We start from the raw sequence: 14,975 nt of genomic DNA on the forward strand, positions 1-14,975 counted from the left end.
GTCAGAAGCTGCGGCCGAGGTCGAGGTAAAGCGCCTGCTCGTCCTCGTCGTTCACGCCGTAGCCGATGTTGAGTGGGCCCAATGGCGTGTCGTAGCCCAGAAAGACGCTGCCGGCGTTGATATAACCGCTATCGAACGCGTTGCCCTCGTTCCAAGCCCGGCCGCGCTCCAGCGAGGCGCCGAGGTACACGGGGAAGTCCAGCGGCAGAAATGCGCGTGGCGTCATGCGCCGGTAGTAAACGACCCGGCCAAGGCTGATGTTCTGCCCGGCGACGGCATCCTGGCGAAAACCCGACAGCTGACGCGCACCGCCGAGCAGGAAGCTCGAAGTGACCACCTCGGCGTCGTCCAGCGTGCGGCCGTAGCGGCCACCGAGCACCCAGGTGTTCGGTCCGTGACTGAGGGCCTTGTCCAGCCGCAGCTGCCACTGCCGATAGCGCTCATCCGAGCCGAGGCCCGGCGTGTATTGCCGCAGTGTCAGGCCGATGTCTTCGCCCTCATGCGGGAAGTCGACATTGTCGAGCGTGTCGAACGAATACCGGAGTTCGTAATAACCCTCGCTGAAACTGAAGTCGGGCAGATCGCGTTCGCCGATCCGCACGTCGGCATCGCCCCAGGCCTGGCCAATGCCGAAGCGGATCTCGCCGTTGTTGGCGATCTGCCGCCCGAGATTCAGGCCGTAGCCATAGCGCTGCAGGCGGTATTCGGCGATCGGATCATTGTCGAGGATGGCCTCGACGTTCTGCGCCTCGAGAAAGGCATTGGGCGCGACGAACCAGCGTGAGCCGGCATCGAGCGGCTGGTAGAACTCGCTGAACAGCTCCTGGCGATCGCCCAGTTGCAGGCGCGTGAGCCACTCGGCGCCGAGCTGGTTGATGCCGTTCTTGCGAAAGCTCGCGCCGATGTTGTAGACGCTGTCGCCGTGGAAATCGTCGGACAGGTTCAGGCCTAGTCGCAGATAGTCGGTGCCAGCCCGTTTCTGCTTGGCATTGACCACCAGGGTGTTGCCGCTCCGGCCATGCTCGACGCGATACTCGACCTGCTCGAAATAGTCCAGGCCATAGAGCGTGCCCATGTCCTTCTGCAGGTCGCCGAGGTCCAGCGGCTCGCCGAGCGGCTGACGGATGTGCCGCCGGATGACAGCGTCCGAGACCTTGGAGTCATTCTCGATGCGAATCGCGGTTATCTCCGGTGCGCGCGGCTCGGCGCTGCGCGCCAGTGTCAGTGCCGGGTTGCCGCCGGTGGGGCTGCGCCAGTCGGCCAGGCGACCTTCCAGTGCACGCGTGGCGCGGTAGCCAGCATCCATCAGCTGTTCGGTGCTGCCGAAATCGGTCGAGCCATAGGCCGCCAGCGGTGGCTGGATCAGCAGGTCCTCGCTGCGCAGGGTTGCCAGTTGGGCCTCGGAGTTGCGTCGCGTCATCATGGTGATCGACTGGTTGAGTACGTCGACCACGGTGAGCAGCTCGTCACGGGGCATCAGCGGGGTACCGATGTCCACCACGATCAGCCGATCGACGCCCATGTCCCGGGCGACATCCATGGGGATGTTGTCGACCATGCCGCCATCGACGAGCAGGCGGCCCTCGATTTCCACCGGGGCGAACACGGCGGGAATCGACATGCTGGCGCGAATCGCCTGGGGCAGATGGCCGCTGCGAAAGATCACCTTTTGATCGTTGGCGATGTCGGTGGCCACCGCGCGGAACGGGATGGGCAAGCGATCGAAGTCACGCGTGTCGCTCACGTGAACCAGCAGCCGCTCGAGCAGAAGCGCCAGGTTCTGCCCCTGGATCACCCCCAGCGGCAGGCCCAGGCTGCCATCGTCGCGGAAGCTCAGCTTGCGCTTGACCAGAAAGTCGCGGTCATCCTGCTTGCGTCGGAAGGGGACGTCCGGGCGGGGCGGATCATCGGACAGCACCTGACGCCAGTCCAGGGTTCGGGCCAGCTGTTCCAGCTCGGCTACCGTATACCCGGAGGCGTAGAGCCCGCCGATTACGGCGCCCATGCTGGTGCCGGCGATGGCATCGATGCGCACGCCCTGTTCCTCGAGTGCCTTGAGCACGCCGATATGGGCGAGCCCCCGCGCCGCGCCGCCGGAAAGGACCAGGCCGGTCCTCGGCGCATCCTGCGCGTTCGAGAGGGCGGGCAGACAGCAGAACAGCAGGATCATCAGCGAGCGGAACATGGCGCGACCCAGAGAGCAGGAGAGGGCGGAGGTCGGGCATTATAGGTCCCCCGCCACGAGAGGAGCCGTGCCATGGCTGCCGCAAGACCGGAAATCGTCATCACCTATTGCACCCAGTGCCAGTGGCTGCTTCGGGCGGCCTGGCTGGCGCAGGAGCTGCTCTCGACCTTTGCCGATGATCTGGGTCGCGTTTGCCTGGAGCCCGGCACGGGCGGTGTGTTCCGCATCACCTGCGATGGCCGGGAGATCTGGGAGCGCAAGCTCGACGGCGGATTCCCCGAGGCGAAGGTGCTCAAGCAGCGGGTGCGTGACCAGATCGATCCGGGGCGTTCGCTCGGTCACAACGACCGCCCCTGATTCGCTCAGGCAACGCCCGGCTCTGGGGGTGACGAGCTCTTCAGGCGGCTGGTGACAATGCTCGCGACGATGATCAGCGCACCGCCGGCGAGCATTCGCAGGCTCGGCTGCTCGGCGAACAGCCACCAGGCGATGGCGATCCCGTAGACCGGCTCGAGCGCAAAGATCACCGAGGTCGTGCGGGCCTTGAGCACCTTCAGGCTGGCCACGAACAGACTGTGCGCCAGGCCGGTGCAGAGTACGCCGAGCAAGGCGATCCAGAGCCAGTCGCGTGGCGGCACGCTGGTGACTGCCGGGCCGGCGAAGGGCAACAGGACGAGCGCTATCGTCAGGTTCTGCCAGAGCGCCGACTGCACCGGGTCGATGCCGCGCGTCACGGCCCGGTTGAGCAGCGACACCAGGGCGAACAGCAAGCCGGACAGCACGCCGTACAGCAGGCCGTTGGTCGCGGTGCTGGCGAGCTCGAACGACGGCGTGACCAGCAACAGGCCGATGCACACCAGGCCGACCATGGCGTACTCGGCCGGGCGCGTGCGCTCGCGGAACAGTACGCCTTCGAGTAGCACAGTAAAGGCCGGAAAGCTGGCGAAACCCAGGGTGGCGATGCCCACGCCCGCGACCTTGACCGCGATGAAGAAGGTCAGCCAGTGCGCGCCGAGCAGCAACCCTCCAGCGGCGAGACCCAGGCAGCGACGCCAGTCCGGGCGTTCACCGCTACGCGGCAGCAGCAGTGCGACCAGCAGCAGGATCGCCACCGCGAAGGCGCCGCGGCCAAAGGTGATCATCAGCGGGGCGCTGCCGGCGAGTTTGCCGAAGATCCCGGACAGGCCGAACATCAATGCGCCCAGATGGATCGACAGCAGGGCGGTGCGCGGGGTCATGCCAGGCGCGCTCCCGCCGGCAGCGGCAGGTCGAACCCGGCGAGCACTACCCGGCCGGATGCGTCATGCACGCCAGTGATCAGCACATCCGAACGCACTCCGGCGACGCGCTTGGGCGGGAAGTTGCAGACGCACAGCACCTGGCGGCCGATCAGCTCGGCGGGCTGGTAATGCCCCGTCAGCTGCGCGCTGGACGTCTTGATGCCGAGCGGGCCGAGGTCGACCTCCAGCACGTAGGTCGGCTGGCGCGCCCGGCTGTTGGGCTTGGCGCTGCGAATGGTGCCGACGCGCAGGTCGACGCGTTCGAAGTCGGCCCAGTCGATGAGTTCCAAGGCTGTTCTCCTGCTTTCATGGGAGCCCGCATGGTGGCAGGCCGGGCCATGCGGGTCTGTCGCGCCAGTCCTGCTATTTGTCGCGCGCCTCGCGGCGCAGTGCGCGCGGTGTGTCGCCGAACGCGCGCGCCAGCGCTGCGGTAAAGGCGCTTTGCGAGGCGTAGCCGACCCGCGCGGCGATTTCGCCGACCGGAAGCCTCGTTGTCTGCAGCAATTGGCGCCCGCGCTGCAGGCGGCGCTGGCGAATGAACGCCATTGGCGTGCTGCCGGTCTCGGCGAGGAAGCGTGCATGCAGCCGCGAAGGCGAGAGGCCGATCTGCCGTGCCAGGTCTGTGACCTGTAGCGGATGGGCCAGGTGGCGATCGATGAAACCGAACAGCTGCAGGAGCGGCTGCTCGGAGCCAGATATCTGGCTGGAGGTCTCGTTGGCGAGCAGCGTCAGCAGCAGCGCGGCGCCCTGGCTGGCCAGCAGGGGGTCGCCTACTGCGCTGCGTGCCAGCCAGTCCAGCAGAGGCTGTTGCGACGGAGCGAGGCAGTGCACGGCGGGGCGCTCGAGCAGTCGTCGGCTGGGTTCGGTCGCCGCGCCCAGGCGTTCGAGCCAGGCATCGTCCGGAATGTCGAGCACCAGGCAGTCGCTGCCGGCAGGGCTGCCGCAGGCATGGTGCGTCGTCTGCGGAATCACCGCGACCATCTGCTGCATCACCGGGTTGCCGCGGCCGGCGATCTCCATGTCCAGCCGGCCGCGCAGGCCGAATACCAGTTGGACATGATCGTGGCTGTGGGCGATGACATCGTGCTTGTAGCGACGCAGCGAGAGGATGGCACTCACCTTCAGGGTCTCCTGGGGGCAAGGCGCCGAGTGTAGCGCCGTTTCCCTCAGAGAATGACCTTGTCGCGCAGCTTCTGTGCGGCCTGGTTGAGCGCCTGGATGACGCGCTCCTTGTCGAAGTTCTCCACGCCGTTGGTGTCCAGGTACATCGAGAAGCCCGGCAGTTCGTGTTCGACGAAACTGGACGTTGCGCCCAGGTCGCGGCGGAAATCGACCACTTGATAGATCTGTACCGGGCGGGAAAAGCCCTTGACGCTGATCTGTCCCTTGTCGCGGCACATGATCACGTCCTTCACCAGGGAATAGGTCTCGTGGGAGATGAGGATCTCGCTGGCTTCGGCCGCGCTTTCCAGCCGGCTGGCGAGGTTCACTTCGCGGCCGATGATGGTGTAGTCCATGCGGGTATCGGCGCCGAAGTTGCCGACCGTGCAGTAGCCGGTGTTGATGCCCATGCGGATTTCCATGGGCTTGGTGATGCCCTGCGCCCGCCATTGCTGGCGCAGCACCTTCATGTGTTTGCGCATGGCGATGGCCATGGAGACCGCGGCCACCGCATCTTTCTTCGCGCCCTGGCTGGTGGGGTCGCCAAAGAACACCATGACGCAGTCGCCGACGAACTTGTCGATGGTGCCGCCGTACTTGAGCGCGATCTTCGACATTTCGTTGAGGTAGTTGTTGAGCAGGTCGGTCAGCGCCTCGGCCTCGAGCTCCTCGGACAGTTCGGTGAAGCCCTTGATGTCCGAAAAGAACACCGACAGCTTCTTGCGCTGGGTCTCCAGTTTCACGCTGCGCTTGCCGGAAAAGATCGACTCCCATACCTGAGGCGAGAGGTATTTGGCGAGATTGCGCGCCAGGCGGGCGGCCTTGGCCTGTTCCAGTTCGATCTCGGTGCGCGCCTGGGCCAGCCGGATACCTTGCTGGTGGACGTAGTACGCCGTGGCGCAGATGTACAGCGAGGTGACCAGCACGCTGACCAGCGAGACCAGCGGCGGCGTGGTGCCGAGCAGCTGCACCGGCGTCAGCAGGCAGCCGGCGGCGATGGCCAGCGTCGCGCAGAGCAGCGCGAGCAGCAGGTGCCGCAGGCTGCCCACCACCAGCGCGCTGAAGCACAGGGTAAGCATGAACATCAGGCTTGGCACCACCGCGAAATCGAGCAGCACGACGCCGGCGCCGGCATTGAAAGCGTCCAGGCAGAGCAGGACCTGCGAGGTGCGTTCGGCGTGGTCGCGCTTGAAACGGTAGGACAGGTGGTAGGCAAGATGCGGATAGAGCAGTGCGTAGGGCACCATCCACAGCAGGTCGAGCGAAAAGAACTGCGTGTAGGTGCCGGCGGCTAGCGTTGCCGCGCAGGCCAGATAGGCCAGGACGCGCGAATAGTATTCACGCAACGTGCGGGTGGCGAGGCCGTGCCGGCGTTCGGCCGAGATGGTGCTCATCTAGCTTGCTTCCCTGAAGTTAACGACGCCTTCGTGTCGGCGCTCGATCGCCATCCGCGACGAATCTCTGACGGTCTGGATGTGCGATGCGGTCATCCTGTCGTCGAATGCAAGCTTCGATCCAGAGCGGCCGCGCCACCGCGCAGGCGATGATAACCAAGGGCCGTCCGCTCGCCAAACGGGCAGCGCCGATTGCGCTGACGGCCGGTCAGAAGCGGATGCGACCGATCAGCATGTCGCGCAGCATCACCCAGTCGCCCATGAAGCTGTACAGCGGGTACTTGAAGGTGGCCGGGCGGTTTTTCTCGAACAGGAAGTGGCCGACCCAGGCAAAACCATAACCGGCCAGCGGCATCGCCAGAAGCCAGCGCCATTGTTGCGAAGCCAGCGCATAACCAAGGATGCCCAGCACCAGAAGACTGCCGATGAAATGCAAGCGACGGCAGGTCCGGTTGCTGTGCTCGGCAAGGTAGAACGGGTAGAACTCGGAAAAGCTGGCGAAACGCTCGGCGGTCTGGGTGCTCATGGCAACCTCCTGTTGTTATGGCGCCGCCACGCGGCGCGTCGGGTAGGCCCTGTAACCCTAACAACGACAGGCTTGCAGGCCAGTGGCTGCCGGTGCCAGTTTAGTAGCCTTGTGGCACCGCGACCGACCGTACGACGGAACAAGAACAATGAAGCAGTTACGCACCACGTCCTCGAGCTGGGCCGGCGCCATTGCCCTGGCGCTGGAGCGTGCCGGTCTCGACAGTCGCAGCCTGTTCGCCGAGCTCGGCCTGGACTACGGCGTCCTGGCCGACCCCGACGGACGCATAGCTCAGGACGACATGACCCGGCTCTGGCGGCGCGCGGTCGAGCGATCCGGCGACCCTTCCATTGGCTTGAACCTGGCGCAGGTCACCCATCCGGGCTGTCTGCATGTGGTGGGCTATGCGCTGATGGCCAGTCGGACGCTGAAGGAGGGCCTGGAGCGGCTGGTGCGCTATCAGCGGATCATTGCCGAGGGCGCAGACTTGCGTTTGTGTCGCGAGGGTGGCGCCTATGCCCTGGCGCTGACCGTTCATGGCGACACGCTGACGGCCAGCCGGCAGGCCGGCGAAGCGTCCTTGGCTGGCTGCCTGGCCTTCTGTCGCTGGTTGGCCGGCGACGCGCTGCATCCGCTGGAGGTGCAGTTCCGCGACGAGCCGCCGGCCAGCCAGCAGCGTTATGCGCAGTTGTTCCAGGCCCCCTTGCGGTTCGGCCGGCCAGACTATCGTCTGGTGTTCGCCGCCGAAGACCTCGAGCGACCGCTGCCCACGGCCAACGAGGCGCTGGCGCAACTGCATGATCGTTTCGCTGGCGATTACCTGGCACGCTTCGCCGGCAACCCGACCACCCATCGTGCACGACAGGTGCTGTGCCGGTTGCTGCCTGGCGGCGAGCCGCGCCGCGAGGCGGTCGCGCAAGCGCTGCATCTGTCCGAGCGCACCTTGCAGCGACGGCTGCAGGAGGAGGGCAGCAGCTTCCAGCAATTGCTGGACGAAACGCGCAAGGAACTGGCCGGGCAATACCTGGCGCAGGCGGACATGGCGTTGCTGGAAATAGCCTACCTGCTCGGCTTTGCCGACCCGAGCGCGTTCTTTCGCGCCTTCAAACGCTGGTACCGGCTCACACCGGGTGAATACCGTGCGCTGCGCGGCGACAGCGAGGAACCTGCGTCGGGCACAATGGCCATATCAACTGTCAGGCGCTGACGATGGCGCTTCCTCTGACCCTTTCGACGTGGTGATCAATTGGCTTCCAGTCTGCTCGCTCTACTCGACGATATCGCTTCGATTCTCGACGACGTCTCGGTGATGACCAAGGTCGCCGCCAAGAAAACCTCTGGCGTGCTGGGCGACGACCTGGCCCTCAACGCCCAGCAGGTCACCGGCGTTCGCGCCGACCGCGAGCTGCCGGTGGTCTGGGCGGTGTGCAAGGGGTCGCTGCGCAACAAGGCGATCCTGGTGCCGGCGGCCCTGGTCATCAGCGCGTTGGCGCCCTGGCTGATCACGCCGCTACTGATGCTTGGCGGCGCCTTTCTCTGCTACGAAGGCTTCGAGAAACTCGCGCACCGCTTCCTGCACGATGACGGCGAGGCGCGCAACCGCGCGAGGGAGGCGCTGTGCGACCCGGCGGTGGACATGGTCGCCTTCGAAAAGCGCAAGATCAGCGGTGCGGTGCGCACCGACTTCATCCTTTCCGCGGAAATCATCGCCATCACCCTCGGCACCGTGGCCGATGCACCGCTGTCGCAGCAGGTGGTCGTGCTGGTGGGAATCGCAATCATCATGACGCTCGGCGTCTACGGCCTGGTCGCCGGCATCGTCAAGCTGGATGACCTTGGCCTGGCCCTGAGCAAGGCCGGCAGCGCAGCGCTGCAGGGCATCGGGCGCGGCATTCTGGCGCTGGCGCCCTGGCTGATGAAAACGCTGTCGGTCGTCGGCACCGCGGCGATGTTCATGGTTGGCGGCGGCATTCTCAGCCACGGCATCGGCGCCGTGCATCACTGGATCGAAAACAGTGCCGAGCAGAGTCTGGCCATTCCCTATGTCGGGAGCGTTCTCGGCGGTCTGCTGCCGACGCTGCTGAACGCATTGTTCGGTGTGCTCGCCGGAGCGCTGCTGCTCGCGCTGGTCAGTCTCGGCGGGCGCCTGTTCCGCCGCGGGCAGGAGGCCGGCGAAGCCCCTCGTCAGTGACGCCAGAACGCCGGCGTGAGCAGCACCAGCACGGTGATGATCTCTAGCCGGCCAAGCAGCATACCGGCCGCGAGCAGCCACTTGGCCGCGTCGGGCAGCGTGGAGAAGTTGCCGGCAGGGCCGATGATGTTGCCCAGCCCGGGGCCCACGTTGCATACCGCCGTGGCGGCGCCAGTCAGCGCAGTGACCAGGTCCAGCCCGAGGAACGCCAGCGCCAGGGCGAGCAGGCCGATGGTCATGGTGATGAAGAACGAGAAGGTCAGAATCGAGCGGACGATTTCCTCGTCCAGATTGTGGCCGTTGTATTGCTGCGAGATCACCGCGCGCGGATGGATCAGCTGGCGCAGGTTGGCGCGCAGCAGCACATAGGCGACCTGGAAGCGGAAGATCTTCAGCCCGCCGGTCGTCGAGCCCGAGCAGCCGCCAAGAAAGGTCAGGTAGAAGAACGCCATCATCGCGAAGCCGCCCCAGAGGCTGTAGTCGCCGACTGCGAAGCCGGTGGTGGTGACCACCGAAACCACGTTGAAGGTCACCATGCGCAGGGCGTCGATCAGCGACTCGTCATGATTGACCCAGTACCAGGCGGTGAGCAGCAGGCTGGCCCCGGTTACGATCACCAGAAACCCCTGAACCTGCTCGTCGCGCAACAACGCGGTGCGGTGGCCGCGCAGCATTGCCACATACAGTGTGAACGGCAGGCTGCAGAGGATCATGAAGACCACCGCGACCCAGTGCGAGGCGGCGCTGAACTTTGCCATCGAGGCATCCGAGGTGGAAAACCCCCCGGTGGAAACCGTCGACATGGCGTGGTTGATCGCATCGAAGTTGCTCATGCCGGCCAGGCGGAAGCCGATGAAAGCCGCAGCGGTGAAGCTCACATAGATGGCGATCAGGTAGCGGCCGGCGACATGCGAGCGCGGCACGACCTTTTCCGACCAGTCTGAGGATTCGGTCTGGAACAGGCGCATGCCACCGACGCGCAGCAACGGCAGGATCGCCACCGCCATGCCAATGAAGCCGATACCGCCGAGCCAGTGCAGGATCGAACGCCACATCAACAGGCCGGGCGATGCGCTGTCGAGCCCGGACAGCACGGTGGAGCCGGTGGTGGTGATGCCCGACATGGTCTCGAAGAAGGCGTCGGTATAGCTGATGTGCTGCAGCAGCATCATCGGCAGCGCCGCGAAACAGCAGACCACCAGCCAGCTCATGGTGGTCAGGAAGTACATGTCGCGCGGGCGCAGCTTGGCGTTGTCCGGCTTGCCCGGCGCGATGAGCGCAAAACCGCAGCCAAAGGTGATCAGGCTGGCCCAGAGAAAGGCGTCCAGCTCCTCGGTGCGATCGAACACCAGCAGCGCGCCCATGGGAACGCTCATGCTGGCCGCGAGGGTGACGAGGAAAATGCCGAGGATGAATCCGATAGTGCGCAGCGTCGGCAGTGCCATTGAGGGGCTCGGCTTGGATAAACGAGGCCGCACATTCTACCTGCGCGGCTGCGCCAGTAAACCGCTCGGCGCTTCCTGTCGGCGGGAGAATTTTTCTTCAGCGGCGGGGCCTTCCCAAGTGCTTGCCGATGGCTAGAATAGCGCGCTCGGGCGCCGGCCCTTTCCGGTTTCCTCGTAGTCACTTCCATGTCCGCGAACAATCCCTGCCTTACGTGCGGCGCCTGCTGCGCGCACTTTCGTGTGTCTTTCTTCTGGGGCGAGTGCGCCTCTTCCGGCGGTACCGTGCCGGACGATCTGACGGTACAGATCAGCCCCTTCCACGTGGCCATGCGTGGCACCGAGAGCAAGCCGGCCCGTTGTGTCAGCCTGCTCGGCGAGGTGGGCTGTGGCGTGCGCTGCACGGTCTACGAGCAGCGCTCGTCGCCCTGCCGCGAGTTCCAGGCAGCGTGGGAGAACGGCGAGCCGAACGAGCGCTGCGATGCGGCACGCGCGGCGCATGGCCTGCCGCCGCTGGTGCCGCCGCTGCAGCCTCATCTGTCACCGGATCGCGTCGCCTGAGGCATTGCCCGACTCCTTGCGGTTGTACCTGTTGCCGCCGGCACCACTAGAATGTCGGCCAACGTACCGAGGAGTTAGAGATGGAAGCGCTCGACCTGCTGCTCAAACGTGTTTCGGTGGCGCGCCTGTGCGAGCCGGCTCCCGATGCCGAGCAACTCGATCTGATGTTCCGTGCCGCCCTGCGAGCCCCGGACCACGGGCAACTGCGGCCCTGGCGTTTTCTTACCATCGCGGGCGAGGGCCGTGAGCGGCTCGGAGAGGTGTTCGCCGAGGCAGTACGCCAGCGCGATGCACAGGCCTCCGACGAGGCTCTGGAAAAGGCGCGCCGCATGCCGCTGCGGGCGCCTTTGCTGGTGGCGGTGATCGCACGATTGCAGGAGCACCCAAAGGTGCCACACAGCGAGCAACTGCTGGCTGCCGGCTGTGCCGCACATGGCCTGCTGCTGGCAGCGCAGGCATTGGGCTTCGGCGGAATCTGGCGCAGCGGCGAGCTGGCCTTCGATGCGCAGGTGGCCAGCCGGCTCGGCCTCGGCGGCGACGAGCGTCTACTGGGCTTTATCTACCTGGGTTCGCCAGAAGGCCGCGTGCGCACCGCGCCGGAGCTCGATCCGGTCGATTTCGTTTCGCCGTGGCCAGGCGCGTCGAGCTGACCCTCATGCGCTTGTCGCCGCGCTGAGCGGCAGCTGCAGTGTGGCGACGAAACCGCCCTGCGGATGATTGCTCAGCAGCAGCTTGCCACCATGCCGTTCGGCCGCGCGACGGGCGATGGCCAGGCCCAGGCCGTGGCCGGCGGCGGTCTGTCCGGGAGCGCGGAAGAAAGGTTCGCTGAGCTGCGGCAGGTGATCCTCGTCGACGCCGGGGCCATGATCGCGGATGGTCAGTTCGAGGTTGTCGCCCATGGTTTTCGCGCTGATCTCGATCGGTTCGCCCTCCGGGTTGAACCGCAGGGCGTTGCGCAACAGGTTGTCCAGGGCGCGTTCGAGCATGTCCGGCCAGCCTCGCAGGGCGATGCCCGGCTCGATCCGGCTGTCGATGCGCTGCCCTGGTGCAACCAGACGGGCGTTTTCCCTGAGCTGCTCGAAGAGCTGCTCGAGCGCAATCGCGACGCGATCGCCGGGGTCGGCGTCCAGCCTGGCCAGCTCGAGAATCTCCTGAATCAACGCCTCCAGACGGTCGCATTCGCGCCGCAGGCGCGGCCACAACACTTCGCGTTCCTCGGGTGTGGCGCGTTCGGCCAGTCCCAGCGCTATGCGCAGGCGGGCCAGTGGCGAGCGCAGCTCGTGCGACACGTCGCGCAGCAACTGGCGTTGGCTGCTGATCAGGCTCTGCAGGCGTGCGCCCATGCGGTTGAAGTCGCGCGCCAGCGTGCCCAGCTCATCGCGGCGACGCGAGAGCCGCGCCAGTGAGTTCTGCTGGTAGGTCGTCTGGCCCAGGTCGTGGACGGCGCCGCGCAATCGGTCGAGTGGACGTGTGATCGACAGCGTCAGCAGCAGGCTGAAGCCGGCGAGCACCACCAGTGCGATCACCAGCGCGCTGACCGGCCAGAGCAGGCTGCCGCGGTGCCAGGCCTGCAATTCGGTATAGGGAATGCGATAGATGAACAGGTAGGTCGCGCCCGTGGCCGGGCTGGTGTAGTCGTCGGTCAGGCGGCGCCAGGGCAGACTCTGGTCGCGACGGCTCTGGCGTGCCTCGAAGATCGCCGCGCGTGCCGGAAAGGTGCCGCGGATCACCGGCTGGCCGTTCTCGGCCAGCACCTGAACGTCGACGCCGAAGCGTCGGCGGTGCTCCTCGAGATACAGCTGAGCGGCCGTGGGGCCGTGCATCTCGTAGACCGCCGTCCAGGTCGGGGCCAGTCGGTTCACCCCGGGGTGCCGGCTGAGGATCCAGGCGTCCTGATTCAATGCATGGCCCAGCAGCAGGGCCAGGCCGGCGACCAGCGCGATAGCCAGCCAGAAGGTAGCGAAGATTCGCCAGAACAGGGAACGCACGGTCGGCCTCCACGGCAAAGCCCGCCGCCGACGCAGCCACCTCAGCGGCTGCTCGACGACGGGCGGTCAGAATGATGGATCGATCAGCTTTTCGCGCCTTGTTCGGCCTTCCACTTGAGAAACGCCTCGCGCTCGGCACGTTTTGCTTCCATTTTCCGCTGCATGTCGTCGAACTGCTTCTGCTGTTCCGGCTTGAGCAGGGCCTGAATCTGCTGACGGATCTTGTCCTGGCTGCTGGCCAACTCGTCCTGCATGGCCTTGCGCTCGGCGGCCGGGAGCTTGTCGAGGTAGCGCTGGGTGATCTCGTGGCGAGCCTTCATCTGCTGGCCCATCAGCTGGCGGATTTCGCGCTGCTGGTCGCGGCTGAGATCGAGTTGCTCGAACAGGTGACCGGCGCGCTTGCCCTGGCGCTCGCCGTGGCCGGCATCAGGCATGGCAAAGGCAAGGGTGGGCAGGGCGGCGACGAGCAGTAGGGCGGTCAGGGATTTGCGCATGATGTCATTCTCCTTTCTGGGGGCCGGTGCCGCGTGCCGTAGTCGGGCGTCTGCACCGGATGGAGCCCAGTCTAGGGGGCGCAAGGTCAGCTGCGGTCAGCGCTCGGTAAAGCCTGGGTAAAGACCTCAGGGCGCGTACAGGTAGCCACGGCTACGCAGCGCGACGATCCGCGGCCGGCCATCGGCGTGTGGCCCGAGCTTGCGTCGCAGGTTGCTGACGTGCATGTCCAGGCTGCGGTCGTAAAGCGTGAGCTTGCGGCCCAGGGCCAGCTGCGCGAGGGCCTGCTTGTCCAGCGGTTCACCGGGTTGTGCAAGCAGCGCTTCGAGAATCCGGCCTTCGGACAAGGTAAGGCTGATGTCCTGGTCGTCGATGCTGGCAACACCGCGCGCCGGGCTGTAGCAGAGATCGCCAAGCTCCAGCTGCGTCGGCGCAGCCGGTGCCTGGCTGCGGCGCAGCACCGCACGTAGCCGGGCGGTCAGCTCGCGGGGGTCGCACGGCTTGGCGAGGTAGTCGTCTGCGCCGAGTTCAAGGCCAAGAATGCGATCCAGCGGCTCGCCGCGGCCCGAAAGCATCAGCACGGGCAGGTTCGGGTGGTCGCTGCGCAACTGCTTGAGCAGTTCGAGGCCGCTGCCGTCGGGCAGCATCACATCGAGCACGACCGCCGCGGGCTGGCGCTCGGCCAGCGCCTTGCGTGCGCTCTGGCCGTCATGGCAGGCATGGGTCGCGAAGCCTTCCTGGGTCAGCCAGCTGCCGAGCAGTTCGCACAGTTCCTCGTCGTCGTCGATCAGCAGAAGTTCGGTCATGGTCGTCGGGTCAGTTCAGCCATTCGCGTCGCCGGCGGCCACGGGTGAGCAGCAATCCGAGGATGAAGCTGATCACACCGACCGCCGCGCCGGTCACGAACCACTGTTGATCGTCGCCCAGCAGCGGCGCGGGTGCGGCCGGCGCCTGTTGCGAGGCCTGCAGCTGCAGTTTCAGGCGCTGGTTCTCCTGGCGCAGGCGCGCGAGGGAAGCCCGGGTCGCCTCGATGTCGAAATCGAGTACCTGGGGCACCACGGCTGCGGGGGGCGCCTGCGGAGCGCTCGCTTCGGCTGTTTCAGGCGCGGGGACCGGCGCTTCTACAGCCTCTTGCGCAAAGGACAGGGCAGGCGCAGACGCCAGGGCCAACGAGATCAGTAGCGGAGCGGGGCGCATCGGGACTCCTTTCCGGGGTGGGCGCATCGAGGTGATGCGCCGGCTTGGTCCGCTATCGGCTCAGGGCAGCACTTTCTTGAAGGGCTTGACGAGCACGTCGCTGTATACCCCGGCGGCCTTGTACGGATCGGCCTCGGCCCACTCGCGTGCCGCCTCCAGGGAGTCGAACTCGGCGACCACCAGGCTGCCGCTGAAGCCCGCTTCGCCGGGGTCGTTGCTGTCGACGGCCGGGTGCGGGCCGGCCAGCACCAGGCGCCCCTGCTCCTTGAGCTGCTCGAGGCGGGCAAGGTGGGCGGGGCGGGCGGCAAGGCGGTCCTTCAACGAGCCGGGGGCGTCGGTAGCGATGATGGCATACAGCATGGTGACTCCTTGGGTTCGGCGGCCGGCCACGGCGGGCAGGCGCGAGAGGTGAGAGGCGGCGATAATAGCAAACCGACCGGCGCGGAAAAGTTGCCGCGGCGAAGCGCCTCTGGCGCCATGGTCGCACCTCTGTGCGCACCACTGGTCGAACCTGCAAGGCGTCCGCCCGCAGCCGGATCGGACAGCCGTAGCGCCCGG

Annotated in this window: 17 protein-coding genes; 5 read left to right on the forward strand and 12 right to left on the reverse strand. The window is 66.3% G+C overall.

Translation table 11 applies throughout. The features are described from left to right. Position 1 precedes the first annotated feature (1 nt). Positions 2–2,185 carry a patatin-like phospholipase family protein gene (locus CL52_RS07520; protein ID WP_043219535.1) on the reverse strand — a complete coding sequence of 728 codons (2,184 nt, stop codon included), beginning with the start codon at positions 2,183–2,185 and terminating at the stop codon, positions 2–4. Positions 2,186–2,257: 72 nt separating this feature from the next. On the opposite strand from CL52_RS07520, the gene CL52_RS07525 reads away from it, so the two are divergent. Then, the gene (locus tag CL52_RS07525; RefSeq protein ID WP_043219539.1) at positions 2,258–2,542 is read left to right on the forward strand and encodes an Rdx family protein; all 285 of its coding nucleotides are present in this window, start codon (positions 2,258–2,260) and stop codon (positions 2,540–2,542) included. Between the two features lie 5 nt (positions 2,543–2,547). On the opposite strand, the gene CL52_RS07530 is transcribed toward CL52_RS07525, so the two are convergent. The 5 genes from CL52_RS07530 to CL52_RS07550 form a co-directional block, all read right to left on the reverse strand. Continuing rightward, positions 2,548–3,423: a DMT family transporter gene (locus tag CL52_RS07530; RefSeq protein WP_041105987.1), complete on the reverse strand. Its 876-nt coding sequence runs from the start codon at positions 3,421–3,423 to the stop codon at positions 2,548–2,550. After that, a complete protein-coding gene (locus CL52_RS07535; protein ID WP_041105985.1) occupies positions 3,420–3,755 on the reverse strand; it encodes a tRNA-binding protein in 336 nt (111 codons plus the stop codon). Before CL52_RS07535 ends, CL52_RS07530 begins: the two co-directional genes overlap by 4 nt. Before the next feature lie 73 nt (positions 3,756–3,828). After that, entirely contained in the window at positions 3,829–4,575 is a 747-nt protein-coding gene (locus CL52_RS07540) for a helix-turn-helix domain-containing protein (RefSeq protein ID WP_041106571.1), read from the reverse strand. Positions 4,576–4,631: 56 nt separating this feature from the next. After that, positions 4,632–6,020: an adenylate/guanylate cyclase domain-containing protein gene (locus CL52_RS07545; protein ID WP_041105983.1), complete on the reverse strand. Its 1,389-nt coding sequence runs from the start codon at positions 6,018–6,020 to the stop codon at positions 4,632–4,634. A gap of 208 nt (positions 6,021–6,228) precedes the next feature. After that, positions 6,229–6,546 carry an Mpo1-like protein gene (locus tag CL52_RS07550; RefSeq protein WP_041105981.1) on the reverse strand — a complete coding sequence of 106 codons (318 nt, stop codon included), beginning with the start codon at positions 6,544–6,546 and terminating at the stop codon, positions 6,229–6,231. 148 nt (positions 6,547–6,694) lie between these two features. Here CL52_RS07550 and CL52_RS07555 point away from each other — a divergent pair, with 148 nt between their 5' ends. Further along, positions 6,695–7,753: an AraC family transcriptional regulator gene (locus CL52_RS07555; protein ID WP_052264525.1), complete on the forward strand. Its 1,059-nt coding sequence runs from the start codon at positions 6,695–6,697 to the stop codon at positions 7,751–7,753. 39 nt (positions 7,754–7,792) lie between these two features. After that, entirely contained in the window at positions 7,793–8,737 is a 945-nt protein-coding gene (locus CL52_RS07560; protein ID WP_043219542.1) for a DUF808 domain-containing protein, read from the forward strand. Here the strand turns inward: CL52_RS07560 and CL52_RS07565 are convergent. Next, positions 8,731–10,182: a TrkH family potassium uptake protein gene (locus CL52_RS07565; protein ID WP_043219545.1), complete on the reverse strand. Its 1,452-nt coding sequence runs from the start codon at positions 10,180–10,182 to the stop codon at positions 8,731–8,733. The two genes, CL52_RS07560 and CL52_RS07565, sit on opposite strands and share 7 nt — an antisense overlap. 186 nt (positions 10,183–10,368) lie before the next feature. Here CL52_RS07565 and CL52_RS07570 point away from each other — a divergent pair, with 186 nt between their 5' ends. Both CL52_RS07570 and CL52_RS07575 read left to right on the forward strand, forming a co-directional pair. Then, positions 10,369–10,740, forward strand: a complete 372-nt coding sequence (locus CL52_RS07570) for a YkgJ family cysteine cluster protein (protein WP_041105975.1) — start codon at positions 10,369–10,371, stop codon at positions 10,738–10,740. Positions 10,741–10,820: 80 nt separating this feature from the next. Beyond that, positions 10,821–11,390 carry an NAD(P)H nitroreductase gene (locus tag CL52_RS07575; protein ID WP_043219549.1) on the forward strand — a complete coding sequence of 190 codons (570 nt, stop codon included), beginning with the start codon at positions 10,821–10,823 and terminating at the stop codon, positions 11,388–11,390. 3 nt (positions 11,391–11,393) lie between these two features. On the opposite strand, the gene CL52_RS07580 is transcribed toward CL52_RS07575, so the two are convergent. The 5 genes from CL52_RS07580 to CL52_RS07600 all read right to left on the reverse strand — a co-directional run bounded on the left by CL52_RS07580 (position 11,394) and on the right by CL52_RS07600 (position 14,777). Further along, positions 11,394–12,728 (reverse strand): sensor histidine kinase, encoded by a 1,335-nt coding sequence (locus CL52_RS07580; RefSeq protein WP_043219551.1) that lies wholly within the window; start codon positions 12,726–12,728, stop codon positions 11,394–11,396. 83 nt (positions 12,729–12,811) lie between these two features. Further along, positions 12,812–13,222 (reverse strand): hypothetical protein, encoded by a 411-nt coding sequence (locus CL52_RS07585; RefSeq protein ID WP_043219553.1) that lies wholly within the window; start codon positions 13,220–13,222, stop codon positions 12,812–12,814. A gap of 126 nt (positions 13,223–13,348) precedes the next feature. Next, a complete protein-coding gene (locus CL52_RS07590) occupies positions 13,349–14,026 on the reverse strand; it encodes a response regulator transcription factor (RefSeq protein WP_041105967.1) in 678 nt (225 codons plus the stop codon). A gap of 10 nt (positions 14,027–14,036) precedes the next feature. Further along, the gene (locus CL52_RS07595; protein ID WP_043219556.1) at positions 14,037–14,417 is read right to left on the reverse strand and encodes a hypothetical protein; all 381 of its coding nucleotides are present in this window, start codon (positions 14,415–14,417) and stop codon (positions 14,037–14,039) included. Between the two features lie 60 nt (positions 14,418–14,477). Then, the gene (locus CL52_RS07600; protein ID WP_041105963.1) at positions 14,478–14,777 is read right to left on the reverse strand and encodes a YciI family protein; all 300 of its coding nucleotides are present in this window, start codon (positions 14,775–14,777) and stop codon (positions 14,478–14,480) included. Positions 14,778–14,975: the final 198 nt, after the last annotated feature.

Origin of the sequence: Stutzerimonas balearica DSM 6083 (assembly GCF_000818015.1) — a bacterium.
GTDB lineage: Bacteria > Pseudomonadota > Gammaproteobacteria > Pseudomonadales > Pseudomonadaceae > Stutzerimonas > Stutzerimonas balearica.